Consider the following 24,081-nt stretch of genomic DNA (forward strand, 5'->3'; position numbering starts at 1 on the left):
GCCCACATGACAGGCGTCTCGCTGCGGACGCTGCAGCGGTCGTTCGCGGAGTCAAATGATTCCATCATGGAATTCGTTCGCCGCAGTCGCCTGCAGAGGGCTCACGACGATCTCATCAAGCTGGGCAGCGCGGCCAGGGTTTCTGAAATCGCCGCCCGGTGGCATTTTTCTGACGCCAGTCACTTCATCAGGAACTTCAGATCAACCTATGGAGTCGGTCCAGCCGCGTATCTGCGGGCGTATGGGAATCCTGACGGTGGAGCGCAGGTCTCGATGCATCATGAAGGCGGCGCCCCTGTCAGAGTGTGAGATCGGGAACGCTGTCCTGTCGGCCTCGGCACGCGTGGTGTCGGGCAGACCACCCGGCGTCTGCCGGGCCTGCCCGCCGAGGTGTCATCCGAAGACGATGACCTGGCGTCCGATGACATCGCCACGGCCCAGGGCGTCCAGGTTCTCGTTGATGTCCTCCAGCCTGACCTTGGTCACGTTGTGTTTGACGAGGCCGCCCTCGGCGAGCGAGAGCACCTCGACGAGGTCCAGGTGGTTGCCCCAGAAGGAACCGATGTAGGACAACTCGGTGCCCACGAAGGGGAACTGCCGGTGCTCGACGCGCTGGCTCATCAGGCCGACGGCCGCCAGCGCACCCTCGGGGCCCAGTAGGTCGAAGCCCATGGAGATGGACGGCTCGCTGCCGACGCAGTCCAGGATGGCGTGGATCGTCCTGCGGCCGGTCAGCCTCTCCAGTTCGTCCTGGATGGCCTCCGTGGACTTGTCCCTGACGTTGATCCCGTGGTCCGCACCGTTCTCCTTCGCCACGTCCAGCTTGCTGTCCGTCCGCGCGAGCGCCACCACGGTCGCGCCGCCGCCGAGCAGCTTCGCGTACTGGACCGCGTAGCTGCCCAGCCCGCCGATGCCCGTGACCGCGACGGTACGGCCGGGGCCGAGCTTGCCCGCGTCCCGGAGCTTGCGCATCCCCCGGTACGGGGTCATGCCCGCGTCGGTCATGGGGGCGAGGAGCTCGGGTGCTTTCGCGGCCTCCTCGGAGACCGGGATCGCGTGGCGGCACTCCACGGCCATGTACTCGGCGAAGCCGCCCGGAGGGCCGAAGCCCACCCAGCGGCCGTTGCCGCTGCACAGCTGCTCGTTGCCTTCGCGGCACTGCCGGCATGTGCCGTCTCCCCAGCTGGGGTTCACCACGACCATGTCGCCCTCCGAGTAGCCCACCGTCGTGGGCACCGCGCTGCCCAGTCCCGCCACCCGGCCCGTGACCTCGTGACCGGGGATGTAGGGCAGATCCACCGGGAACGGACCCTCGAAGTAGCCGGTGAGAAGCTGGTAGTCGCTTCGGCACATGCCGGTCGCGGCGACCTTGAGGAGTATCTCGTCCGGCCCGGGCTCGGGCACCGGGACCTCTTCGATCCGAAGGGGTTCCTTGTATCCGTACATCCGGGCTGCCTGCATGTTCGCCATGAGAACCTCGATTTCGTGGGCAGGCGGAAAGCGGCCCGGGCCGGAGGGCGCGAGCACGCAGTCCCGGTGTCGGTCACCGCGGCCGCCGCTTCGGACCCCACCATGGTCGCGCGCCTGCGCTTGCGGTGCATCCCGTGTCGTGCTGGGTGAGCCGGTGCCGAGCAGGTGGTGTCTGGTTGGACGATGAGCACTGCCTCCGGAGGCAATAAATGGGCAAATGGGTGAATTGCCGACCCTGTGGGGTGGCCATACCGTGGATCCATGGCTATCGCAACGACGAGTCCTGTGACAGGTGAGGTCCTCAGGAGTTTCGACGAGCTGACCCCCGAGGAACTCGAAGACAAGCTCGCCAGGGCGGCGGCAGCGGCCGCCTCGTACCGGCTGACGGGCGTCGAGCAGCGGGCGGAGTGGCTCCAGCATGCCGCCGACCGTCTGGAGAAGGAGGTCGAGAGCGTCAGCGGGATGATCACCACCGAGATGGGCAAGACCTTCCGGGCGGCGGAGCAGGAAGTGGCCAAGTGCATTCATGGGCTGCGCTTCTACGCCGCCGAGGGCCCCGCGTTCCTGCGGGACCTGGAGGGTGACGGCGGGCGCGTCGGCGCGAAGCAGACGTTCGTCACGTACCAGCCGATCGGTGTCGTACTCGCGGTGATGCCGTGGAACCTGCCGCTGTGGCAGGCCATGCGGTTCGCCGCACCCGCGCTGATGGCGGGGAACGTGGGTCTGCTCAAGCACGCCTCGAACGTGCCGCAGTGCGCCCTGTACCTGGAGGAGCTCTTCCGTGACGCGGGCTTCCCGGACGACGTGTTCCAGACCCTGCTGATCTCCGCGAGAAGGGTGGAGCAGGTGCTGCGCGACCCGCGGGTGGCGGCCGCGACGCTCACGGGCAGCGAACCGGCCGGACGGTCGGTGGCCGCCATCGCCGGCGACGAGATCAAGAAGGTGGTCCTCGAACTCGGCGGCTCCGACCCGTTCATCGTCATGCCCTCCACGAACCTGGAGCAGGCCACCGATGTCGCGGTCAAGGCACGGACCCTGAACAACGGGCAGTCCTGCATCAACGGCAAGCGCTTCTTCGTGCACGAGGACATCGGTGACGCGTTCATCGAGATGTTCGTGGCGAAGATGGGCGCGCTGGTGATGGGCGACCCGATGGACGAGGGCACCGATGTCGGACCGCTGGCCACCGAGTCCGGCCGGCGGGACGTGGAGTCCTACGTCGACGACGCCGTCGCCAAGGGCGCGACGGTGCTGCTGGGCGGCGAACGCCCGGACGGGCCCGGCTGGTTCTACCCGCCCACCGTGCTGACCGGCATCACCCCGGAGATGCGGATGTACCACGAGGAGGTCTTCGGCCCGGTGGCGCAGGTGTGGACCGTCTCCTCCCTGGAGGAGGCCCTGCGGGAAGCCAACGGCCACCCCTACGGCCTCGGGTCGAATCTGTGGAGCGAGGACGAGGCCGAACGCGAACTCTTCGTCCGCGACGTCCAGTCGGGCATGGCGTTCATCAACGGCAACACGACCAGCTACCCCGAGATCCCCTTCGGCGGCGTCAAACGGAGCGGCTACGGACGTGAGTTGTCCGACCTCGGCATGCGGGAGTTCATGAACGCCAAGACTGTCTGGATCGGCCAGGACGCCTGAACCGGAAGAGCGGGGGCCTGCGCACCGCCCGCCGTTTGTCGCCGCGCGCGTGTCCGCCGAGCGTACGGAGGTCCCCCCGATGGGTGGTATGAACCGGACGGCGCCGTCTGATCAGGAAACGGATCAGGGAGGGCCCGTGGTCGCGGTGCTCGGCACCGGCACCATGGGGGATGCCATGGCGCGCAACATCGCGGCGGCGGGACTGGGCCTGCGCGCGTGGAACCGCAACCGCGCCGCCGCCGAACCACTGGCCGCCGTCGGAGCCGCCGTGTGCGACACGCCGGCCGAGGCCTGCCGCGGCGCCGACGTCGTACTGACCGCGCTCGCGAACGAGAAGGTGGTCGCCGACGTGATGGACCAGGCCCACGAGGGCCTGGGCGGCCACACGGTGTGGGTGCAGACGTGCACGGTCTCCCCGGACGGGTCTCGCCGTCTCGCGGAACAGGCGACCCGCCTGAACGTCGCGTACGTCGAAGCCCCCCTCCTCGGCACCAAGGAACCGGCCGTGGCCGGCACTCTGACCATCCTGGCTGCCTCCCCCCAGCAGGAGGCACGGCAGGAGGTGCGACCGGTCCTGGAGGCGGTCGGCACACGCACCGTGTGGCTCGACGAGGTCGGCCAACCCAGCAGCCTCAAACTTGCCTACAACGCCTGGGTACTCGCTACCGTCGAGGGCATCGCGGAGTCCCTCACCCTCGCAGACGCCCTGGGGGTGGATCCACGCTTGGTCATCGACGTCCTCGACGGCAGCGGCCTCAACAGCTCGTACGTGCAGAGCAAGGGCCCGAAGATGATCGACGACGACCTCGACCCGCCCTCCTTCCCCCTCGAAGCGGCGGCCAAGGACGCCGGCCTGATCACCGACGCCGCCCGTGCCGCCGGCCTGCATCTGGGCATCGCGGAGGTCGTACGCGAACGCCTCCGCCTCGCGGCCGACGACGGACTCGGCCGCGCGGACGTCGCGGCGACCTACCGCATGTCCCGCCAGGCCGCATCCTGACCTGGCCGTCCCCTCGAGAGAGGCGGGAGAAACGATGACCCACGCCGGCCTGGCCGCCGCACGTTCGAGCACGGCGCAACTCGCCGAAATCATCCCTCAGTTGGACGACGGACAGTGGGAGCTGCCGTCTGCGTGCGCCGGCTGGCGCGTCATCGACGTGGTGGCCCACCTCGCGGCTCTCGCCTCCGAGGCGGTGGACCCTCCACCGCCCGACCCCTCACTGCCGAAGAACCGCGAGCGCTACCACGACCTGCGCGTGGACGAACGCCGTGGCTGGAGCCATGCCGAAGTCCTCGACGAGTGGCGGCGCAGCACGCCCCGGCAGCTGGACCTGCTGGCAGCGGCCCAGGAACCACCCGGCGCGGACGAGCCCGTCGAGGTGGCCGGACTCGGGACGTATCCGCGCCATCTCCTGGCGAACACCATGGCGTTCAACGTCTTCTGCCACCTGCGCAACGACCTGCTCGCCCCGGACGGCCCGCTCCCGTTCACCCTGCCGGAACCGACCGACGACCAGGTCGCCCCCGCCATCGAGTTCATGCTCGCCGGCCTCCCCCAGATGCAGGGGCCCGAACTCACCGCCACCGTCAGCAGGCCCCTCGTCCTCGACCTGACGGGGCCGGGCGCCACCACCGTCACGATCCTCCCCGCGACCGCACCGGACGGACAGCTGACCGTGACACCCGGCGCGGACGCCGCCGCCCCCCGGATCCACAGCACCGCCCTCGACTTCATCGCCTGGGCCACCACCCGCAAACCCTGGCGCGACCACTGCCGCATCACGGGCGACGCGTCCGCCGCGACCCCGTTCCTCGACCACCTCGACATCATTTAGCGGATCTCCCGTGATGCCGGTCCCGGCCTGTTGGTCTCGGCGCGCCATTCGCAAGGCGCTGGTGTTCCATCCAGCTGGACACTCGCCGCCGCAGAATCAGGGCCATCCGCCCGGACCTTGGCGCGACTGAGTTCTTCGACCAGATCGCGGCGGCCCTGACCGCGGACCGGGCGGCGTACTTCACGGAGTGGAACAAGAACTTCTTCAACCTCGACGTGACACTTGGCAGCCGGATCGGGGCCGAGGCCGTGCAGGACGCGTGGAACACGGCGGTCGGCGCGTCACCCGTCGGAACCGTCGCCTGCGTGGCCACGTGGCACACCGACTTCCGTACAGATCTGTCGAAGATCGACATTCCCGTACTGATCCTGCACGGTACCGAGGACCGGGCCTTGCCGATCGAGGCCTGCGGTCCACGCTCGGCCGAGCTCATCCCTTCGAACGAGTACGTGGCCATCGAGGGAGCCGGCCACGGTCTGTGCTGGACGCACGCCGACGACGCCAACGCCCAGTTGCTCAGGTTCTTCGCCGACCAGGGACGGCCTGATCACGGCAAACGGCCGAAGGCAAGCCACGGCTGAGGGAATGGGGCAAGGAGCCGTTCGTGTACTCGGCGGCCGTATTCTGTGACTCGGACAAAATCCGACTCGAATTCGTCGCCGTCGGCTGGACGGGGAAACCGAAGGCACCGGGATAAAGCGGCGTCGAGGCCGGCGACCCCCCGGGAATTCGGCGACGAATCTTTGCCCACCACGGCCCGCGGAAGTGATGTCGAGAGATTCTGAGTTCACTCGAATGGCCCCTGCGTCAGGACGAGCCGTCAGGTGCCGTCGAACATGGAATCCCGGGCGTCGGCCGACGTCCCCGCACCGAAGGACCGGCATGCGAATATCCCGCGAGTCCCTCCGTATCGTGCACACGGCCCGTTGGGCTGCGGCTCTTCTGGCCGTATCGGGAATCATCTCCGCACTGACATTCGAAACGGCGCAGGCCGGTGGTCCGGGCGGCGATCCCGGCCGGGAGAAGCCCACCATCGTGCTCGTGCACGGCGCCTTCGCCGACGCGTCCAGCTGGAACGGGGTCGTGCAGCGGCTCCAGCAGAACGGCTACACGGTGGACGCGCCGGCCAACCCGCTCCGCGGCATTCCCCAGGACTCGGCCTACCTCGCGAGCTTCCTGAAGTCCGTCAAGGGACCGATCGTCCTGGTCGGCCACTCCTACGGCGGAGAGGTGATCTCCCAGGCCGCCACCGGAAACGACAACGTCAAGGCCCTCGTCTACATCAACGCGATCATGCCGGACACGGGAGAGTCCTTCTCCAGCCTGTCCGCGAAGTTCCCGGCCGCCCCGCTCACCAAGGCCCTGAAGCAGGTGCCTTTCAGCAACGGTGACGGCACCACCGGCACGGACGTCTACGTACAGCCGGACAAACTGCACCAGGTCTTCGCCGCCGACCTGCCCACCAGCCAGACCAACCTCATGGGAGCCACCCAGCGCCCGATCGCGCTGTCGGCGTTCGCGGCCAAGCTCACCGGCGCCGCCTGGCGGAACAAGCCCGTGTACGTCCTCGTCGGCAGGCAGGACCAGGCGATCAACCCGGCCCTGGAGCTGTTCGAGGCGAAGCGCGCGAACGCCCGTAAGACAGTGGAGATCAAGTCCTCGCACGTGTCCCTCGTTTCCCACCCGCAGGCGGTCAAGAACCTGATCGTCGACGCCGCCGAGGACTATATGCGGAAGAAGTGAAATGAGGTGGCTTTACGAGGGTCCATCGGCTTGCTGGCGGGCCCTCATGCTCCTTCAGGCTAGGCCCGCTCAAAGGTGCCGTACAACGTCGCTCTGGCAATTCCGTGGCTGAAGAGGAGGAACTCCAGGTAGGCAGGGGTCGTTGTCCCGGACACCTCCAGTTCTTCCACGTCGACGGCGTGCACCACAAGGAAGTAGCGGTCCGGACCGTTGCCTGGAGGCGTTGCCGGACCGAGGTACCTTCTGTAGCCGGCGTCGTTGGCCAGTGTCACCGCGCCACCCGGCAGATCCCTGCCGTCCCCCGCCCCGGCCGGAAGGTCGGTCACGGAGGCGGGCAGATTGGCCACAGTCCAATGCCAGAAGCCTGAAGCGGTAGGCACATCGGGGTCGAACATCGCCACCGTGAAGCTCCGGGTCTCCACGGGGAAACCGGACCAGCTCAGCTGCGGTGAGATGTCCGATCCGCCTGCTCCCAGGATGCCGCTCACCTGCTCACGGGCCAGTTGCTCGCCGTTGGCCACGGAATCGGAGGTCAACGAAAAGGTCCTGATCGGCGGCATGAAATCGTAGGGGCCATAGGGTTTGATCATGGCAATCCTCCGAAATATTCTACTGTCGGGGCCGCGCGCCTCCTATTTTCCGGCGCCAGAATTCCATTATCGTTTTGACGCTCACATACGATACGCGTAAACCAATCGGTCGCAAGTTGCAGATTTCGAGTTTTCTGTTCACGCTTGTTATGTAAGTCTCAAACTGGCCATATTGCACCCTCGCCGGGTGGCATCTTCTAGAGGAGCATCCCATGGCCAAGATCTTGTGCGTGATGACCGGCGCAAGCTATTGGACCCTGAAGGACGGGCATCGGCACCCCACCGGCTACTGGGCCGAGGAGTTCGTGGCGCCTTACACCGTGTTCACCGATACCGGACACGAGGTCACCGTGGCAACTCCGCGAGGTGTCATTCCCGTTGTGGACACGATGAGCCTGCGGCCCGGTATGGCGGGTGGCGAGGAGAACTCCCTCCGGGAGGAAGCCGTCATCGAGAAGGCCGAGGAGCTGCGGCACCCCGTCTCCCTCAAGGACGTGCGTCTCGAGGACTATGACGCGGTCTACTACCCCGGGGGCCACGGCCCGATGGAAGACCTTTCGGTCGACCCGGACTCCGGGGCGCTCCTGCGCGAGGCACTCGCCTCCGGCAAACCCCTCGGCGTCGTGTGCCATGCCCCGGCCGCTTTCCTTGCGACCCGTGACGCGAACGGCGACACGCCCTTCGCGAACTACCGGGTGACGGGTTTCTGCAACGAGGAGGAAGCCGGTGTCGGTTTCGCCGACAAGGCAAAGTGGCTGCTGGAGGACGAGCTGAAGAAGCTGCCCACCGACTATTCGCGCGGCCCTGCCTGGGAGCCCTACACGGTCGCGGACCGCAACCTCATCACGGGCCAGAACCCGGCGTCCTCGGGCCCTCTCGCCAAGGAACTCGTCAAGACTCTGTCCTCCTGAAAGAATCTGCCGGCTCTCGGTCACAGGAGCCGGGGCCCCGCCGGGTTGAGGCTCGGCGGGGCTGACTGTCCTGATCAAGAGGCGTCGGCGGGTGCTCGGTTCCCGGATGCCGAACCGTGCTCGCGCCACCCGGGGTGACTGCTGCCGGCGGCAGGCGAGCGGATCGCCGACGCCTCAGCAGCCGTGCTGTCTTCGGCGTCCTCCTGCGCTGATCGCGGCCGGCCGCCGACGACTCACAGGCACCGGCACCCACACTATGGGTGCCGTGGGGGGAGGGCTTGCTCGGTCCAGACCGTCTTCCCGTCGTTGGTGTAGCGGATCCCCCAGTTGTGTGCGAGCTGGGAGCAGATGAACAGGCCGCGGCCGCCTTCGTCGACCGAAAGTGCGTGGCGCAGCCGCGGAGCGAAGGGGCCGGAGTCCTGGACCTCACAGGTGAGGGCCCGGTCGTGGATGAGGCGCAGTCGTACGGGTGGGGCGCCGTACCGCAGGGCGTTGGTGACCAGCTCGCTGACGATCTCTTGCGTGGCGTAGGCGGTGTCCTCGTCCACGCCCCAGGCCGCGAGTTGGTGCCGGGCGTGCCGCCGTGCGACGGCGGGGGCGGTGGGCTCCTGGTCCAGCGGCCAGATGGCGACGCGGTCGGTGGGGAAGGGGTGGATGCGGGCGAGGAGAAGGACGGCGACGCCGGGCAGGGCGTCGGCGCGCAGCCGGTACAGGACGTCGTCGCACAGGTCCTGCAGGGGCCGGTCGGCGTCGGCGAGCATGCGTCGGAGCGGCTGCGGGTCGCCTGCGCCGTCCTGGCCCGGTACGGCGGACAGGAGCGAGGCCGTGTAGAGGGCAAGTATGTCTCCGTCGGGCAGGGTGACGGTGGTGGTGGCGTACGGCGGCCCTCCGCCGCCGCCGAGGGCACCACCGGCGGCCAACTCGACGACGCGGGCGCGGGAACCGGGGCCGGCGACGAGGGGCGGCGGGTGCCCGGCGGAGGCATGGCGAACGTACGGGGGAACGGATCGTAGACCGCACACAGGCGCGTCGCGCTGAGGGGCTCCCTGCGCAGGGGATCACCGAGTGGCAGCGCGCTCCGCACCCGCGCGAGACGTGCCGTGGCGTCGTCGAGCCGGGCGAAAAGCTCGTCGGGTTCCAGGTCCAGTACGGCCAGCGAGATCATGGCGGTCCGCAGCTGCCCCATGGTGACGGCGGTGTGTATGCCGTGGCCGGCGACTTCCCCGACCACCAGGGCCGTCCGGGCGCCGGGCAGGGCGCAGACGTTGGACCAGCCACCCGCCCCCCGGTCGCCGGCCACATAGAGGCCGGCGGTCTCGATCGTGGTCTGCGAAGGATGTGCCGGGGGCAGCAGATGGCGCTGCAGTGCCGTTGCGATGGTGTGCTCGCGGGTATAGCGGCGGGCGTTGTCGATGCCGAGGGCGGTGTGCGTGGCCAGTTCCAGGGTGAGGGCGAGTTCCTACTCGTCGAAACCGTCGGATCGCTGATTGCGATAGAGGCTCAGCAATCCGAGCACCTTTCCGCGCAGCGTCAGTGGTGCGACGAGCAGGGCACGTGCGCCGGATGCGCGGATTGCTTCGGCCCGCGCCGGAGCGGCCGCCAGCCAGGGCGTGTCGGGGCCCAGGGCAATCGTGCGGGGCTTGAGGTCGGGCAGGACCTGCGCACAAGGGGTCGGGAACGGCAGCGCGCGGGCGTCTCCCACCGGATACGCCCGGGCCTGCTGATCATCGCCAGTGTTCCCGAAGGCGGCTCGGCGCAGTGGCACATCCCGTCCCAGGGGGCTCAGCGGCGGTTCCTCTCCCCGCACCACCGGCTCCACCATTTAAGACGGCTTCCCAAGCCGCCGCTCCCGTTTGCCGGCCGCTGCGAAGGAGCCGATGCTGAAGGAGAGGCATGCCGACCGATCGTGTGGACCAAGCGCAAGGGCCGCGGAGCCTGCGGCGTAGACCGCCGACGCGCAGGCGGACCGCGGCCTGATCAGGGAGCGGGTTCCAGATGAGGCTTGTCGTCGATCTCAACCGATGCCAGGGATTCGCCCAGTGCGTCTTTCTCGCCCCGGACGTCTTCTCCCTCCACGGGGAAGAGGCGCTGCTGTTCTCACCTCGCTTCGACGAGGCACAAAAGGACCGGGTGGAGAAGGCCGCTGCCGCCTGCCCGGTCCAGGCCATCCTGGTCGACTACTCCGACGAGCCGACGAAGGGTGTGAAGCCTCATGTCGGCTGATACGGACGTCGAGGTCCTGCGGCGTCAGGGCCGCGTTGTCGTGGTCGGTGCGTCGCTGGCCGGTCTGCGTGCGGCGGAGACGCTGCGCGAGCAGGGCTTCACCGGATCCCTGACCATGATCGGCGACGAGCCGTACGAGCCCTACGACCGGCCGCCGCTGTCCAAGCAGGCGTTGCTCGGGCGGGCACGGCCCGAGGACACCGCGTTGCCGCGGCGGCGCGACATCGACGCCGAATGGCGTCTGGGCGTCGCCGCCGAGAGCCTGGACCGGGACGCCAAGCAGGTACGCCTGGCGAACGGCGACACCGTCCCCTACGACCGCCTGCTGATCACCACCGGGACCAGAGCGCGGCCCTGGTTCCACCCGGAAGAGGCCGCGCTGGACGGGGTGTTCGGGCTGCGTACCCGCGACGACTCCGCACGCCTGCGCCGGAAGCTGACGGGGGGCGTGTCCCGGGTGCTGGTGATCGGCGCCGGTTTCACGGGCTCGGAGGTCGCCTCCGCCTGCCGGGAGCTGGGCCTTCAGGTCACGGTCGCCGAGCGCGGCCCGGCACCGCTGGTGGGCGCGCTCGGTGGAGTGATCGGCGCGGTCGCGGATCGGCTGCAGCGCAAGCACGGGGTCGACCTGCGCTGCGGTGTCAGCGTCACCGCCCTGGAGGGCGACGATGTGGGGCGACTCAGGCGTGCCCATCTGTCCGACGGTTCGGCGATCGACGTGGAGGTGGCGGTCGTCTCGCTGGGTGCCATGCGGAACACGGAATGGCTCGCCGGCTCGGGGGTGGCCGCAGGTCCCCGGGGGATCGCGTGCGACGCCGGGTGTCGGGTGTTCGACGTCAACGGCATCGTCACCGACGACATCTACGCCGCAGGTGACGTCGCCCGCAGCCCCCACCCGCTGTTCGACTACCAGTTCCTGGCGCTGGAGCACTGGGGCAACGCGGTCGAACAGGCCGAGATCGCCGCCCACAACATGATCTGTGCGGGTCCGGATCGCCGTCCGCACCTGTGGCTGCCGATGTTCTGGTCCACCCAGTTCGGTGTCAACATCAAGTCGGTGGGTGTTCCCTCGCTGGGCGACCGACTGGTTGTCGCCCAGGGGGCGCTCACCGAGGCGCGGTTCGTCGCGGTGTACGGCTACCGGGGCCGTGTCATCGCCGCGGCGTCCTTCGACGGAGCCAAGTGGCTGGGGTTCTACGAGCAGCAGATCGCGTCCGGCGCGCCGTTCCCGCCGGAGTACCGCACGGTCGACCGCCGGACCGAGACGCTGGATCCGGTCGACCCGGCCTTCCCCGACCCCCATCTGCCCACCCATGGGGCCACGGTTACGCTGACGGGTCACTCGCCGAGCGAGCGGCGTGTCGCGTTCGTTCCGGCGCATGCCTGATCACCGGCCCTGCACCGCCCGGAGCACTCAGGAGACACCATGACGTCCGGCACCCTCGTCGCGCAGATCACCGACTACGCCCATCGGGCCGATCCGTACCCGCTCTACGCGGAACTGCGCAAGCAACCGGTCAGGCGGGAGGACGACGGCACCTACCTGGTCAGCACCTACTACGAGGTGCGGAGCCTGGCCAACGACCCGCGGCTGAGCAACGACACGAGCAACCGCCCGTCCGGCTACGCCCGCGTCGGACAACCGGACCCGCAGACCGGTCTGCCGCCCAGCTTCATCTTCACCGACCCGCCCTTGCACGACCGGCTGCGCGACACCATCAACCGGCCGTTCGGTCCTCCGCACAGCCCCAGGTTCCTCGACGGCCTGCGCGGAGAGCTGGCCAAGGTGGTCACCGAACTGCTCGACGCCTTCGAAGGCAAGGAACAGGTCGACATCGTCGAGGACTTCTCCTACCCCCTTCCCGTCACCGCCATCTGCAAGGTTCTCGGCGTGCCGCGCGAGGACGAACCGCGCTTCCACGTCTGGGCCGACGCCCTGGCGTCGTCACTCGATCCCCAGGCCGGCGGCGCCGACGGCCAGGAAAAGGCACAGCGGGCACGCCAGGACATGGGCGCCTACCTGACCGATCTGATCGAGACCAAACGCCGCCACCCCGGCCCCGGGATGCTCAGCGCGCTCGCCCCTGCCATGACACCGGCAGACCTGGAGGCCACCGCCGTGCTGCTCCTGGTCGCCGGCCATGAGACCACCGTCAACGCGATCACCAACACGACCCTCACCCTGCTGCGCCACCCCGACCTCCTCGACCGCTTCCAGAAGGACCCGGACCTGGCCGTCCCGCTCATCGAGGAAGTGCTGCGCTACGAACCCCCGGTCCAGTTCGTCCCGTGGACCACCGCCCTGGCCGACATCGACGTCGCCGGCACCACCATCCCCGAGGGCTCCCCGGTGTGGCTCATGCTGGCCGCGGCCAACCGCGACCCCAAACGCTTCAAGGACCCCGACCGGTTCGACCCTGACCGCAGGGACAACGAACATCTGGGCTTCTACACCGGCGTCCACTACTGCTTCGGCGCCCCCCTCGCCCGGATAGAACTCCATGTGGCGGTGCCCGAGCTTTTCCGCCGGGTCAAGTTCTCCGGGCTGCTCGAGGACCCGCCGCCGTACCGCGCCAACGCCGTGCTGCGCGGCCCCCGGCACCTTCCCGTGGCGATCGAGGGCGTCACGGTCTGAGCACCGCCGCAGGGGCCGGGGGAACTGGTTCAGCTGCTTGGGCACGTCCGCCCTCTCCATCTCGGCCGGCGGCCAGGTACGCCCTGCATGCCGGAGTCGAAGGCACGGACCTGCCGCTTGTCCCGGCTTGTTGTTCACGGAGACGCACATCGATTTGATCTGCGATGCCTGCCTCAACGAAGTCGTCTCCGGGTCGCGCCGCTGTTTCGCGTCGGGGGGAGTCAGGCCGGCCGGAGTTGGGCGTTGTCGCGGTGCTGGGGGCCGCGAGGCCCGTAGTCGATGTCCGCGCCGGTGTTGCTGCTGGTCATGACCGCGGCGGGAGCGTCGTAGGGATCCATGACCGCTTCGATGAAGATCAGCGTGTCGTTGGGCGCGCTGAGGGCCTCGGCCAGGTCCGCGGTGGTCTTGACGACGAACGATCGCGCCGTGGTGTCCGGGCGGAGCACTCTCGGTAGATCCGCGTAGGCCCAGGTGGCGATGTCGTTGTACTGCTCGGTTTTGCCGAGGTAACCGCGTTCGATGGTGTATCCGCCGTTGTTGATCAGGAAGATCACCGGCTTGTGGTCGTGCCGGAGGATGGTCGACAGCTCCTGTGCGGTCAGCTGGAATGAGCCGTCGCCCAGGAACAGCAGGTGGCGACGGTCTGGTGCTGCGGTCAGTGTTCCGAGCAGGGCTGCGACCGAGTAGCCGATCGAGCCCCAGTTGATCGATCCGACGAAGGTGCAGTCCGGTGGCAGCTGCAGGCCGAGGAGGGCGTACGAGGTGCCGTTGTCGAGGAGGAGCACGTCCCCGGCCCGGAGGTAGTCCTGGATTGCCTGCCAGTACGCGGCCTGCGTCAGGTGGGTGGAGCCGCCTGCGGGGGTCTTTGCCGCCGTAGCCCCCCGCTGTGGTACGGCGCGGCTCGTGCCGTACGGGACGGTGTCCAGTACGCCGCGGATGACTTCCTGGAGCGTCACCGCCTGATAGTTGTCATCGCCGATGTCCACCGAGTGGCTGCGGGCGCGGATCGTGTCGGTGGGCAGCGAAGCGGTGAAGTCGCCCGTGGTCACCTCGATCGGCCGGTAGCCGATGGAGAGCAGGCAGTCGCTGGACTCGATCGCCGCGCGCACATGCGGCTCGCTGGCCTGACCGTTGTAGATGCCGACGTAATAGGGAAAAGTCTCGTCGATGACCGCCTTGGCTGTGCTGATCGCTGCTACGGGAAGCTGCATTTTTTCGGCCAGTCCCATGAGGTCGGCTGCCACGCCGAAGCGGTCCGCGTCCAGATCCACCAGGACCGCCGGTGACTTGGCGGCGGACAGGTGGGCTGCGATTGCGGTGACGCACGACCGCAGCCGTTCGGGGTCGCTGGGCGGTTGCGCGAGCACCAGCGGGGCCTCGGGAACCTCGATGTCGAGATAGGCGATGTCGGAAGGCAACTCCACGTACACCGGGAGCTTTTCCCGCCACGCGGTGAGAATCAGTCTGTCGATCTCGGTGACCGCGTTGTGCGGGGTCAGTCGCGCCTGCGCGGCGGTCACCTGCGCGTAGGCGCCGAGGAAGCGGTCCCAGGTGCCGTCGGCCATCGTGTGGTGCATCCCCAGGCCGCGATCGATGGACTTGAGCGGTATCGACCCGCAGATACAGACCACTGGCACGTGCTCGCTGTAGGAGCCGGCGACCCCGTTGATCGCGCTCAGGGCGCCGACGGCGTTCGTCACGAGGAGCGCGCCCATGCCGTTCAGCCGGGCATAGCCGTCGGCTGCGTAGGACGCGTTCAGCTCACTGCAGTTGCCGATCCATTGCAGCGTGCCCGTGTCCTGGACCTGCTGCAGCAGTTCGAGGTTGAAGTCACCGGGGACGCCGAAGAGGTGGCCGACACCGGCCTCCCCCAGACGCCGAAGCAGGAAGTCGCCGATCGTCATCCATCGGCTCGGGCTGGTGGACATCGCCTGTGCCTCCGAATCGCCGGTATTATCCCCTCCGGGCGGGGAGCGGCTTATGTCCATTTTGCGGTGAGGGGTGGTTGGAGGCCTCTGGGGGCTCGTGCTCCCACGCACGGGCGGATCAACCAGGGAATCGCGGGCGCTCTCGTACCCCGGTCCCTGTGGCGGTGGTCGCCACGCCCTGCGAAAGCTCACTTTGGGGTACTGATGATCGATCCACCAGGGAACCCGCCACAGCGCCCGCGGCCGCGACTCCGCCCGGCACCGCCAAGAGCCGCCACACCCGCCACACCCGCCACACCCGCCACACCCGCAACACCCGATCTCTGCGCTTGTTATCCACGCAATCCAGCACAGCGCAGCACTTCCACAGCGTCCGCACAGCTTAGGGCTCTGCGCGGGAAGGGCCATGGGCGGTGGTTCAACACCGATACCGACTTTGGTTTGTCGAGCAAGCCCAAGGCCCGGCCACGCTGATCTCGGTTCAGCTCAGCTCAAGATCACCTCACGGCCCCTGGGGGCGCGCAGGGGCCGTGCCCGAACTGTTCCGCCGGGTGAAGTTGTCCGGGGTGCTGGAGGACCCGCCGCCTTACCTGCGCCAACGCCGTCGAAGGCGGTCAGGTCGGTCTTGGCTTCGAGGAGCATGGCCGGTGCGGTGCCGAAGCCGCCGTAGGGGTAGCGCCGTGCTGTGGTGCGCTGACGGTGTTGGGAGCGGCGGTGGTGTGGGTGTCGAGGTGTGGTCCGGCGGCACCGAGGTTCTCGGTGAGGTTGGTCGTGAGCACTGCACTCGGCTCGGTCAAGCGGCCACGAAGCCGACGAGCCGACCGTTCTGCGGTCCCCTGAGCCGGGATCAGGCATCACTCGCCTGGGGGGCGCTGAGAGAAGGTGGTTCCGACGCTGGTCTGCACCCATGCGTCCGGGAGGGCAGTGGCGAGGGTGTGCTGGGCGCGCCAGCCGGTGCAGTGACCGGGGACGATCAGCTCGGGCGCGAGTTCGGTGAGCGCGGCCACCGTCGGGGCGATGACCGGTTCGAAGGCGGGGCCGCTCAGGTGGAAGCCGCCGATGAGGGCCAGCAGTTCGCGGATGCCGGTCAGTCTCATGGCGTGGCGGATGATGTTGACCACTCCGGCGTGGCCGCACCCGGTGATGATGACAAGTCCCCGGCCGCGCACGTTGATGACGAGTGCCTGGTCGTCGATGACGGCGGGGTCGTGTCGCCAGCCTTTCCCGTCCCAGGCTTGGTGTGCCTGCGGCATGCCGTGCTCGAACTCGGTGACGCGGTCCACCTCGCCGGTGATCAGGATGCCGCCGGCCAGCAGCGACGGCTGCCGCCGCTCGATCACCTCGAACCCTTCGCGTTCCAAGGCCCCCCGTGACAGCGTGGGCATCTCCAGACGCTGGCCGGCGGGTAGTGCCTGGATCGAGAGGACCTACCATCGGTGCCGCAGACAAGCCGCACTCGGCCGGCTGACACCCGTCGAATTCGAGGCCGTCATAACCACACCGGCCCTCCAGACCGCGTGACTGAACCTGTCACCCGAACCTGCAGCAGACCCCTCTCACGATGCGGTCTGGCAGTGTCAGCAGCACGAGGTCCGGGGGACACGACCGGCCAGGTATACACCAAGGACACCGTGGCCGGTCGTCGCGCTCAGCGGGTCTACAGCTGTGGCTGCGGCATCCGTTGCCAGCTGAACGGGCCGTAAGTCGAGCCGGTCAGGGCGTAGTTGGCGTTCGGGTCTGCGGTCAGTCTCAGCCATTCGAGCGGGGTGGTGCTGCCGTGCACCACGATCCGGTGGAAGTTCGAGACGTTGTAGTACGGGTGCTCGTTCCACGCGTTGTTCCCCGGGTCGTGGGCGCACACGCTGGCGCCGGTGGCCGGGTCCGTCTCGCCGGTGCACGTCGCCGTCGGCGACAGCGGGTTGTCCGAGCGGCGGTACAGGTGCGAGTCACCGTTGAGCATCAACACGGGACGGCCGAACTCGGTCGTCTTCGCCGCGACCTCGCTGATGATCGGCTCATAGTTCGTCAGGTGGTCCTTGGTCTTGCCGTCGAGGTCCCACATGTCCGCCTGCGCCGTGATCACCACTGCCTTGGCGTGCCTGGCCCGCGCGTCGGCGAAGGCGGCATCGAGCCAGCGGACGTCGGCCGCGGTCCGGTTGGTCCGCTCGTCGGTCTGTGCCTGGGTCGCGGTCGGCACCTTGTACCAGGGGTCGGCGTCGTTGTTCGAGCCGCCCGGCACGTTGATGGTCGCGAAGACGATGTCGTTCTGCGCCCACATCACGTTCTCGACGTACTGCGCGTCGGCCGGGTGGCTCGGGTCGTAGGCGGTGGCCTGGGACACCACGTTCAGTGTCCCACTGCCGAGGGTGTGGCCGGGCTGCGCGAAGAAGTCCCGCCGGACTTCGGCGAGGTTGTCCAGCGGGTTGCCACAGTGGTAGCTGACGCAGTCCGCCGGGTTGGTCGACAGGCCGCTCGCGCCGACGTAGTTGATCGCGCCGGAGGCCGGGTCGTAGAAGCCGCCGCCTTCACCAGGGGAGGTGAGACTCGACGCCTTGTGGCAGTCGGCCCACTCGTTGTCGCCCGGCGTGTAGACGAGCGGCTTGGTGAAGGTCTGCCACACGGACGCGATCGAGGTGTCGTAGTCCGCGGTGCAGAACTCCTTGCCCGAGTGGATGTCGCCCACGTGGATGACGTCGCTGAGCGCCGGGTCACTGTTGATGGTGCCGATGAACGCCGGGCTCTTCTGGTACTGCGAGGTGTCGGGGCTCTGGCCCGCAGGTGCGTACGCCGACTTGCCGTACGGCGAGTCGCCGAACACGGCGAGGGCCAGTGTGCCGCCGGGGAGAGTGCTGCCGGCCGCCGATGCCGTGCCGGCCGACCCCGCGCTGGAGGCAAGGCCGACGGCGACGAGCGTGACAAGCCCACGCCTTAGCGTTCGTCTCAAGATGCGTCCCTCTTTCAGGTCCGGTTGAGGGGGGCGCTCCAGTGAACTGGAACATCCGGGAGCGCGACATGGCATCAAAGGCGGCCTGGAGATGACGAGTAGGCGAAATTCCGGCCGCGCCGGCAGGCGGCCGCATCGCTCCCCGTGTGACTCGGTCGTTGTGGCGTGTGTCGGCCGCTGCCAAGGGAATCTTGCCCTCGTACAGGGAGCCGGAGACGGTGCGGTCTACCCGTCAGCGCGCACAGGAGGCGACCTGGGGCAGCTCGTCGGCACGCCGGATGCTCACGGCTGGTCGATGCCCCACTCCGGCCGGCAGAACTGGCAGGGCTCGATGGTCGGGCGGTGAGCTTCTGCCGGGCGACGTAGCTGATCTTGACGGGCCGCGGAGCGAAGTCCGGAGGCGGGCCACCTCCCTTCACTTTGCGCTGCGGCTGCTGAGGCGGATGCCCGGCACGGGTGTGGGACGTCAGCGAACGACCTTGGCGACTGCACAATCCCGACAGCGTCGAGCTCAGGCCGGGAAGCCGTAGCCGTAGCCTTGAGCGTCCAGCTGGTTGAGGAGACGGGCGAGCGCCTGCACCGTCTGCGAACGGTCACCGCCGCCGTCGTGCATCAAGATGATCGCGCCGGGGCGCAAGTCCTGGTTGATGTTGCGCAGGATGCCGTACACACCCGGGCGCCGCCAGTCGTTGGCGTCGTCGCTCCAGCCGAGCGACTGCAGGTGGTTGGCGCCGGCTATCCCCCGGATCGTCGGGCTCCAGTCGCCGCCGGGTGCCCGGTAGTACACCAGCTTCGCGGCGTTTCCGGCGGCGTTGGCTATCTCGCGCTTGGCGTCGATGATCTCGTGGATGTTGTACTCGACCGACTTGCGGTTCTGCTGCTCGTCATGATGGACCGAGTGGTCGCACAGCCGGTCCCCGTCCGCGACGATCGCCTTGGTCAGGTACGGGTAGCGCTGGGCGAGCGGCCCGATCTCGCAGAAGGTGGCCTTCGCGTGGTGCTGAGCGAGGAGTGCGAGTACCTGCGGGGTCCATCGCGGGTCTGGGCCGTCGTCGAAGGTGAGCGCTACGGATTTGGCGCTGCCCTCCACTCCGTGGCTGACCAGCGCGTCGGAGCCCGTCGGGGCGCTCGGCAGTGGCCCGAAGGTGTTCGCCGAGCCCGGTTGCGAAGCGGGTCCTGACGGCACCGCGGCGGAGGCTCCATTGCGGCCGGACTGCGTTCCTCCTGCGGCGCGGCCGGATGTCGAGGCGGACGGGGAAGCGTACGAGGGCGAAGGCGCCTGGGACGACGAGTGCGGCCTGGAAGAGGAGAGCGTCGTCGAGGGAGTCACGCTGCTGGGCGAGCTCTGGGGTGTGTGCCCGCCTGCGTGCTGCCCGCATGCCGTGAGCAGGGCTCCCGCGATCGCCGCCGTGAGGACGGTTGCCGTCACCACTTTGATTCTGGCCAACGCCACAGATCTACCTCCGTCGGCACCACTCGGTGCTCAAATCGGTGCTGGTACTGGTCACGTCGAGGCAGGGCTGAGCGCAGGCGCGCCGCCGGTCGACGGCACGGCGGCATCCACAGTCGGGGTCCGCCGTGATCTACGTCCCTGTGCGCCAGCGCCCAGGGGGCACCGGCCGCTCCAAGTGCTTCGTGGGTCGCTCAGGCGGCGGGCTCCGATGCCCGGCCGCGGATCCCCCGCCTCTCGATGGAGACGGCTATTACATCCGGTTCAGGCCTGATGGTCCGACCACACTAAGGGAGGCCTGTCGCCTTGCTTAATAATTCCAGCCCGTGATGAATGTCGCATTGGTCGTGAAATGAAGAGGCCCGAGTCGAAAACCAAGCTTTCGGCATCGAATCAAAGCACGAGAAGTCAGGGCCCGTAACATTCTGTGACGACCTGGTCGGATCTGTGAGACTGATCGACGTGTAGCAATCTGGTCCTACGTCGGCAGGATGATCGCTCGGGATGCACCGACGAAACCTGGACAGCTGCGGCCCACAGCCGGCAGGCAGAGCACCGGGCCGCATCCACGTCGCCCGGGACGGCACCGCCCACCAGACGTCATCATCTCCGTAGCTCTCCGCGGTCGCCATGAACACCTCGTCGGCTGCTGCCGCGAGCCAGGGCCTCACGCACCAGGAGCGGCGCAGGCGCCCCCAGTCGGCTCAGGGGTGCGGCCAGTCCCGGCGCGGACACCGCGCTGTCGCTGCCCCAGCGCTCCACCACGCGGCCCGCCTCTTCGAGAAGTGCCGGCAGCGCCGCCGCCTCTCGCCTGCCGGACACGCGAGCAACAACTCCGCCCTGCGTCAGCGCACGCAGCACGACCCTGCCCCGGGCTCCCCAACCACCCCAGAGGTGATCGTGCGTGTTCCCGCGACCTTGAGCGCGAGCACAGCCGTCACCAGGGGTTCACCATGGTCTTCCGTCGGGCGTGTGGCCGGGAGGACCGGGTGGGGGAGTGGGAGCTCCAGGGGTTGTTGTCGGTGCCCCGGCCGGTTTCGGCAGGGCGGTTGCTGGAGCTGGATGCGGCTGGTGGTTTGACGACGGCGCATGTGCGGGCGGGTGCGCAGTTGACGGGGGTGCGCCCACGAACGGTGTGGCGGTGGGCGGGAGCCGCGCGTAGTGGGGGTCGTGTGGAGCGGTGTCGTCGTTCCCCGTGCGAGTTGTCGGAGCAGGCAGGGGAGGCGCTGGCGCAGGCGGGCGGGAATGTGGCGGGCCCGCCAGCGAGTGAAGCTCCGCCTTGGCGCGCGTGGTTCGCGCTGCGGTCAGGTGCGGGACGGTCTACGGATGCCAGTCACGCGGCTGTGTCTCGCAGGGCGGGGACGTCGCTCGGCACCATGGCCGCCGAGCCGTCCACGTCGGTGAGCGGCGTGACACAACAGTGAAGTTGCTGGTACGCGTCCGGTACAACCGGCGCGGCACCTGCGGCGTCATGAGTGTCACACGGCCAATGAGCCGCTTTGCGCAGCAGAAGGGCAATCCCGATGTCATCCCCACTCATGCTCCGGCGAGTATTCCCGGCCACCGTGCTCACCTGCGTCACGGCGCTCGCCACCGGCTGCAGCGCAGGCTCGTCCTCCTCCGTTGGCACCGCTGCAGTCACGGCTTCTGGACCGTCGGCCACGACTGCGCCGGTCACGACAACGCCAGCCGCGACAACGCCGGCCACGACGGCGCCGGCCGCGGCCAACACGGCTCGGTCCGGCAGTACGGTCACCAGCGCTCAGGCGCAGCCGGCCGGGACGACACACAAGCGCACCGCTGCCTGCGCCACCCGTGATCTGAATGCCAGACCAGGTGTCAGCCAAGGTACGGCCGGCAGCGTCTACCAGGTGATCGACTTCACCAACATCTCCCGGATCACCTGCACCCTGTACGGCTACCCCGGGGTGTCGCTCGCCGGCGGCAGCCCCGTGCGTCAGATCGGCCCGGCCGCCACACGGAACACCACAGCCCCTCGCGCGCTGGTGACGCTGGCACCGGGGGCCACGGGCAACGCGTTGCTGCGGATCACGGACGCCGGTAACTACCCCACGACGCAGTGCCACCCGACGGGCGCGCAGTACCTGCAGGTCTACCCGCCGGGCCAGACGACTCCGATCTACGTCGCCTACAGTTCGACGGCCTGCGCCGGGACGGTCGGCCTTCTGAGCGTCAGTGCGGTCCAGCCGGGCTCGGGAAGCGCGTCGTAGCACGCCGCGGTGCCGTGGGCGTGTCCCCATGCCCGTGCGCGGGCCAGGACAACAGGCCCTGGCATAACGCGTTCCTTGGCGGAAGATGCAGGTGCAAGGCCTGCTCGGCGCTCGGATACGAATCTCGCCCCCGCGGCATGCGGGCACGTCGGTCAGGCCGACGGGGCGGGTCCACTGGCGGTGGGTGTCGGCGCCGCCGAGCACGGCCAGGTTCTCGGCGTAGCGGCGGATCCGGGTGGACAGGTGATCCACCCGGAACAGCCCCTTGAGCAGGTCGGGGTCCTCGACCTCGTTCTGCAGGTTGTCCAGCAGGCCGATCTCGCGGTGCACCAGGGACTCCGGGCGGCGTGCCAGGTTGGCGAACACCTCGAACTGCTCCGGCCGGGAGTTGTGTTCCGTACCGACCGCACCGGCGGCAGCCTCCAGCAGGGCTGCCTCCGCCTCGTGCGGAGCCGCAGCGATCTCGAATCCGAGGCGGGAGAGTTCGTCCGGGCCGGTCTGCGGCGGCAGTTCCGGCCGGCGCCGCGCAGGCCGCTCCCCGGCCCGCAACACCAACCCGAGCGCGTCCGCCCGCTTCGCCATCCCCTCCGCCGGCGCGAAGCCGAACCCGGGACCAGCCCCCTGACCGCGCGCCTGTCCGAGCGGCCTCTTAATATCATGTCGCATTCTTCGACGGACGCGGATGCCCGCTTGGCGGTGCCTGTCGACCGACGCCCAACACGGCACAACGGCTCCACCGCATGGCGATGGAGCCGTACATCGAGGAGGAACGTTCATGCACGCCCGGAGGATCGGCGCGGCCGCCGCGACAGCAGTGGCGCTTCTGGCTGCCCGCGACCTCATCCAGAAGAGGCACGCACTGCTCCGGAACTTCCCGGTGATCGGGCACGCCCGGTACCTGTTGGAGACGATCGGGCCGGAGCTGCGGCAGTACATCGTGACGTCCAACGAGGAGGAGCGCCCGTTCAGTCGGGACCAGCGGACTTGGATCTATGCGTCGGCGAAGGAGGAGAACAACTACTTCGGATTCGGAACCGACGTCGACGTCGAGCACGTGCAGGGGCACGCCTACCTGAAGCAGCACACGTTCGCCGGCACTCTGCCCGACGCGCACGACCCGCAGGCCCCACTGCCCTCGGCCAAGGTGCTGGGCGGGCCGCGCGGGCGCGCCAAGGCGTTCCGGCCGGCGAGCGTGGTGAACATCTCGGCGATGAGCTTCGGATCGCTCTCCGGCGCGGCCATCACGGCGCTCAACAAGGGGGCGGCACTGGCGGGCACGATGCACAACACGGGCGAGGGCGGCCTCTCGCCGTACCACCGCAACGGTGGCGACCTCGTCCTTCAGATCGGTACGGCGTACTTCGGCTGCCGCAACGAGGACGGCAGCTTCAACCTCGACAAGCTCAAGGACGTGGTCGCCGGCGCCCCGGTCAAGGCAATAGAGATCAAGCTCTCGCAGGGCGCCAAGCCGGGGCTGGGCGGGATGCTGCCGGGCGCGAAGGTGACCCCGGAGATCGCCCAGATCCGCGGCATCCCGGTCGGCAAGGACTGCGCCTCCCCGTCGCGGCACACCGCGTTCAGCGACGTCGACTCGATGCTCGACTTCGTGGAGTTGCTCGCCACCGAGACCGGTCTGCCGGTCGGGGTCAAGAGCGCGGTCGGAGAGATGGGTTTCTGGCAGGAGTTGGCCACACTGATGGCGCGTGGCGACCGTGGTGTCGACTTCGTGACCATCGACGGCGGCGAGGGCGGCACCGGAGCGGCGCCGCTGATCTTCACCGACTCGGTGTCGCTGCCGTTCCGGATGGGCTTCTCCCGGGTCTACGGCACGTTCGCCGAGCTGGGGCTGACCGACGACCTGACCTTCATCGGCTCGGGCAAGCTCGGCCTGCCCGAGAACGCCATGGTCGCCTTCGCCCTGGGCGCCGACATGATCAACGTGGCCCGTGAGGCGATGCTGTCCATCGGCTGCATCCAGGCGCAGAAATGCCACACCGACAGGTGTCCCACCGGCATCGCAACCCAGAACCCGTGGCTGGCCCGCGGCCTCGACCCCACCTCGAAGGCCACCCGAGCCGCTGTCTACCTTCGCGCCCTGCGCAAGGAGCTGATCAAGGTTTCGGCGGCCGTCGGCGTCGCGCACCCGGCACTCATCACGCCCCACGACATCGAGATCATGAACGGTGACTACGAGGCCCGCACCCTGGCCGGCGTGTACGGCTACAAGGACGGCTGGGGCGAGCTCGGCCCGCACCTCGCCGATGAGATCACGGCGCTGCTCACCACCGAGCCGACCGCCGTTCACAAGCCGGCCGTCTGACGCGCAGCCAGGGACAAGCACCGCGCTCGAGGCTCCCCTGCGCGGAGCACGAGCGTGAGGTGACGGATTTCGGCATCGCCCGCTCGGGGGACCGGGCGGCTACGACCCTCACCCGCACCCCGGCGCTGGTGGGCACGGGCGAGTGCCTCTCGCCCGGACA

At 68.7% G+C, this 24,081-nt stretch carries 20 protein-coding genes and 2 pseudogenes; 13 read left to right on the plus strand and 9 right to left on the minus strand.

Annotation, left to right across the window (positions count from 1 at the left end):
• Window positions 1-6: 6 nt before the first annotated feature.
• Window positions 7-309, plus strand: a complete 303-nt coding sequence (locus LMU33_RS15050) for a helix-turn-helix transcriptional regulator (protein ID WP_228620982.1) — start codon at window positions 7-9, stop codon at window positions 307-309.
• Window positions 310-393: 84 nt separating this feature from the next.
• On the opposite strand, the gene LMU33_RS15055 is transcribed toward LMU33_RS15050, so the two are convergent.
• On the minus strand, window positions 394-1,470 hold the full coding sequence (locus LMU33_RS15055; protein WP_228620867.1) for an NAD(P)-dependent alcohol dehydrogenase: 1,077 nt from the start codon (window positions 1,468-1,470) through the stop codon (window positions 394-396).
• A gap of 261 nt (window positions 1,471-1,731) precedes the next feature.
• On the opposite strand from LMU33_RS15055, the gene LMU33_RS15060 reads away from it, so the two are divergent.
• The 5 genes from LMU33_RS15060 to LMU33_RS15080 all read left to right on the plus strand — a co-directional run bounded on the left by LMU33_RS15060 (window position 1,732) and on the right by LMU33_RS15080 (window position 6,692).
• The gene (locus LMU33_RS15060) at window positions 1,732-3,114 is read left to right on the plus strand and encodes an NADP-dependent succinic semialdehyde dehydrogenase (RefSeq protein ID WP_228620868.1); all 1,383 of its coding nucleotides are present in this window, start codon (window positions 1,732-1,734) and stop codon (window positions 3,112-3,114) included.
• A gap of 136 nt (window positions 3,115-3,250) precedes the next feature.
• Window positions 3,251-4,114 (plus strand): NAD(P)-dependent oxidoreductase, encoded by an 864-nt coding sequence (locus LMU33_RS15065; RefSeq protein WP_228620869.1) that lies wholly within the window; start codon window positions 3,251-3,253, stop codon window positions 4,112-4,114.
• 34 nt (window positions 4,115-4,148) lie between these two features.
• A complete protein-coding gene (locus tag LMU33_RS15070) occupies window positions 4,149-4,949 on the plus strand; it encodes a maleylpyruvate isomerase family mycothiol-dependent enzyme (protein WP_228620870.1) in 801 nt (266 codons plus the stop codon).
• Between the two features lie 215 nt (window positions 4,950-5,164).
• Complete coding sequence (locus tag LMU33_RS15075; RefSeq protein WP_372477965.1) at window positions 5,165-5,530, plus strand: alpha/beta fold hydrolase; 366 nt, start codon at window positions 5,165-5,167, stop codon at window positions 5,528-5,530.
• 301 nt (window positions 5,531-5,831) lie between these two features.
• A complete protein-coding gene (locus LMU33_RS15080; protein ID WP_228620871.1) occupies window positions 5,832-6,692 on the plus strand; it encodes an alpha/beta fold hydrolase in 861 nt (286 codons plus the stop codon).
• A 59-nt stretch (window positions 6,693-6,751) separates the two neighbouring features.
• Here the strand turns inward: LMU33_RS15080 and LMU33_RS15085 are convergent, their stop codons facing one another.
• Complete coding sequence (locus tag LMU33_RS15085; protein WP_228620872.1) at window positions 6,752-7,282, minus strand: YbhB/YbcL family Raf kinase inhibitor-like protein; 531 nt, start codon at window positions 7,280-7,282, stop codon at window positions 6,752-6,754.
• Between the two features lie 212 nt (window positions 7,283-7,494).
• On the opposite strand from LMU33_RS15085, the gene LMU33_RS15090 reads away from it, so the two are divergent.
• Window positions 7,495-8,193: a type 1 glutamine amidotransferase domain-containing protein gene (locus LMU33_RS15090; RefSeq protein ID WP_228620873.1), complete on the plus strand. Its 699-nt coding sequence runs from the start codon at window positions 7,495-7,497 to the stop codon at window positions 8,191-8,193.
• Window positions 8,194-8,447: 254 nt separating this feature from the next.
• Here LMU33_RS15090 and LMU33_RS15095 read toward each other — a convergent pair whose 3' ends face one another.
• The 3 genes and pseudogenes from LMU33_RS15095 to LMU33_RS15105 all read right to left on the minus strand — a co-directional run bounded on the left by LMU33_RS15095 (window position 8,448) and on the right by LMU33_RS15105 (window position 10,015).
• Window positions 8,448-8,954, minus strand: a complete 507-nt coding sequence (locus LMU33_RS15095) for an ATP-binding protein (protein ID WP_249813829.1) — start codon at window positions 8,952-8,954, stop codon at window positions 8,448-8,450.
• Window positions 8,949-9,493, minus strand: a pseudogene (locus tag LMU33_RS41975) (PP2C family protein-serine/threonine phosphatase); the annotation flags it as partial. The pseudogene LMU33_RS41975 and the gene LMU33_RS15095, both read right to left, overlap by 6 nt.
• Window positions 9,494-9,652: 159 nt before the next feature.
• Window positions 9,653-10,015, minus strand: a complete 363-nt coding sequence (locus tag LMU33_RS15105) for a GAF domain-containing protein (RefSeq protein WP_228620874.1) — start codon at window positions 10,013-10,015, stop codon at window positions 9,653-9,655.
• A gap of 173 nt (window positions 10,016-10,188) precedes the next feature.
• Here LMU33_RS15105 and LMU33_RS15110 point away from each other — a divergent pair, with 173 nt between their 5' ends.
• The 3 genes from LMU33_RS15110 to LMU33_RS15120 are packed head-to-tail and all read left to right on the plus strand — an operon-like array spanning window position 10,189 to window position 13,048.
• Window positions 10,189-10,416 carry a ferredoxin gene (locus tag LMU33_RS15110; RefSeq protein ID WP_228620875.1) on the plus strand — a complete coding sequence of 76 codons (228 nt, stop codon included), beginning with the start codon at window positions 10,189-10,191 and terminating at the stop codon, window positions 10,414-10,416.
• The gene (locus tag LMU33_RS15115; RefSeq protein WP_228620876.1) at window positions 10,406-11,800 is read left to right on the plus strand and encodes an NAD(P)/FAD-dependent oxidoreductase; all 1,395 of its coding nucleotides are present in this window, start codon (window positions 10,406-10,408) and stop codon (window positions 11,798-11,800) included. The genes LMU33_RS15110 and LMU33_RS15115 overlap by 11 nt, the downstream gene beginning before the upstream one ends.
• 39 nt (window positions 11,801-11,839) lie before the next feature.
• Window positions 11,840-13,048, plus strand: a complete 1,209-nt coding sequence (locus tag LMU33_RS15120; protein WP_228620877.1) for a cytochrome P450 — start codon at window positions 11,840-11,842, stop codon at window positions 13,046-13,048.
• Between the two features lie 221 nt (window positions 13,049-13,269).
• Here the strand turns inward: LMU33_RS15120 and LMU33_RS15125 are convergent, their stop codons facing one another.
• Window positions 13,270-15,036: an alpha-keto acid decarboxylase family protein gene (locus tag LMU33_RS15125; protein WP_228620878.1), complete on the minus strand. Its 1,767-nt coding sequence runs from the start codon at window positions 15,034-15,036 to the stop codon at window positions 13,270-13,272.
• Between the two features lie 794 nt (window positions 15,037-15,830).
• Entirely contained in the window at window positions 15,831-16,361 is a 531-nt protein-coding gene (locus tag LMU33_RS15130) for an MBL fold metallo-hydrolase (RefSeq protein WP_228620879.1), read from the minus strand.
• A gap of 4 nt (window positions 16,362-16,365) precedes the next feature.
• Between LMU33_RS15130 and LMU33_RS41980 the strand changes: the two are divergent.
• Window positions 16,366-16,497: pseudogene (locus LMU33_RS41980) on the plus strand (IS3 family transposase); the annotation flags it as partial.
• A 136-nt stretch (window positions 16,498-16,633) separates the two neighbouring features.
• On the opposite strand, the gene LMU33_RS15135 reads toward LMU33_RS41980, so the two are convergent.
• Window positions 16,634-17,920: a hypothetical protein gene (locus LMU33_RS15135; protein WP_228620880.1), complete on the minus strand. Its 1,287-nt coding sequence runs from the start codon at window positions 17,918-17,920 to the stop codon at window positions 16,634-16,636.
• Window positions 17,921-18,431: 511 nt separating this feature from the next.
• Entirely contained in the window at window positions 18,432-19,106 is a 675-nt protein-coding gene (locus LMU33_RS15140; protein ID WP_228620881.1) for a polysaccharide deacetylase family protein, read from the minus strand.
• Between the two features lie 1,802 nt (window positions 19,107-20,908).
• Here LMU33_RS15140 and LMU33_RS15145 point away from each other — a divergent pair.
• Together LMU33_RS15145 and LMU33_RS15155 are read left to right on the plus strand one after the other, a co-directional pair.
• Window positions 20,909-21,601, plus strand: coding sequence for a DUF4232 domain-containing protein (locus LMU33_RS15145; RefSeq protein WP_228620985.1), 693 nt, complete (start codon window positions 20,909-20,911; stop codon window positions 21,599-21,601).
• A gap of 775 nt (window positions 21,602-22,376) precedes the next feature.
• Complete coding sequence (locus LMU33_RS15155) at window positions 22,377-23,921, plus strand: FMN-binding glutamate synthase family protein (RefSeq protein WP_228620882.1); 1,545 nt, start codon at window positions 22,377-22,379, stop codon at window positions 23,919-23,921.
• Window positions 23,922-24,081: the final 160 nt, after the last annotated feature.

The sequence above is a fragment of the Streptomyces barringtoniae genome (assembly GCF_020819595.1).
Taxonomy (GTDB): Bacteria; Actinomycetota; Actinomycetes; order Streptomycetales; family Streptomycetaceae; genus Streptomyces; species Streptomyces barringtoniae.

Bases quoted from the DNA above. Each gene is read 5' to 3' on its own strand.
- LMU33_RS15110 (WP_228620875.1), top strand. From the start codon at position 10,189: ATGAGGCTTGTCGTCGATCTCAACCGATGCCAGGGATTCGCCCAGTGC.
- LMU33_RS15155 (WP_228620882.1), top strand. From the start codon at position 22,377: ATGCACGCCCGGAGGATCGGCGCGGCCGCCGCGACAGCAGTGGCGCTT.
- LMU33_RS15090 (WP_228620873.1), top strand. From the start codon at position 7,495: ATGGCCAAGATCTTGTGCGTGATGACCGGCGCAAGCTATTGGACCCTG.
- LMU33_RS15120 (WP_228620877.1), top strand. From the start codon at position 11,840: ATGACGTCCGGCACCCTCGTCGCGCAGATCACCGACTACGCCCATCGG.
- LMU33_RS15070 (WP_228620870.1), top strand. From the start codon at position 4,149: ATGACCCACGCCGGCCTGGCCGCCGCACGTTCGAGCACGGCGCAACTC.
- LMU33_RS15060 (WP_228620868.1), top strand. From the start codon at position 1,732: ATGGCTATCGCAACGACGAGTCCTGTGACAGGTGAGGTCCTCAGGAGT.
- LMU33_RS15085 (WP_228620872.1), bottom strand. From the start codon at position 7,282: ATGATCAAACCCTATGGCCCCTACGATTTCATGCCGCCGATCAGGACC.
- LMU33_RS15080 (WP_228620871.1), top strand. From the start codon at position 5,832: ATGCGAATATCCCGCGAGTCCCTCCGTATCGTGCACACGGCCCGTTGG.
- LMU33_RS15105 (WP_228620874.1), bottom strand. From the start codon at position 10,015: ATGGTGGAGCCGGTGGTGCGGGGAGAGGAACCGCCGCTGAGCCCCCTG.
- LMU33_RS15095 (WP_249813829.1), bottom strand. From the start codon at position 8,954: ATGCTCGCCGACGCCGACCGGCCCCTGCAGGACCTGTGCGACGACGTC.
- LMU33_RS15145 (WP_228620985.1), top strand. From the start codon at position 20,909: ATGCTCCGGCGAGTATTCCCGGCCACCGTGCTCACCTGCGTCACGGCG.
- LMU33_RS15055 (WP_228620867.1), bottom strand. From the start codon at position 1,470: ATGGCGAACATGCAGGCAGCCCGGATGTACGGATACAAGGAACCCCTT.
- LMU33_RS15050 (WP_228620982.1), top strand. From the start codon at position 7: ATGACAGGCGTCTCGCTGCGGACGCTGCAGCGGTCGTTCGCGGAGTCA.
- LMU33_RS15130 (WP_228620879.1), bottom strand. From the start codon at position 16,361: ATGCCCACGCTGTCACGGGGGGCCTTGGAACGCGAAGGGTTCGAGGTG.
- LMU33_RS15115 (WP_228620876.1), top strand. From the start codon at position 10,406: ATGTCGGCTGATACGGACGTCGAGGTCCTGCGGCGTCAGGGCCGCGTT.
- LMU33_RS15125 (WP_228620878.1), bottom strand. From the start codon at position 15,036: ATGGACATAAGCCGCTCCCCGCCCGGAGGGGATAATACCGGCGATTCG.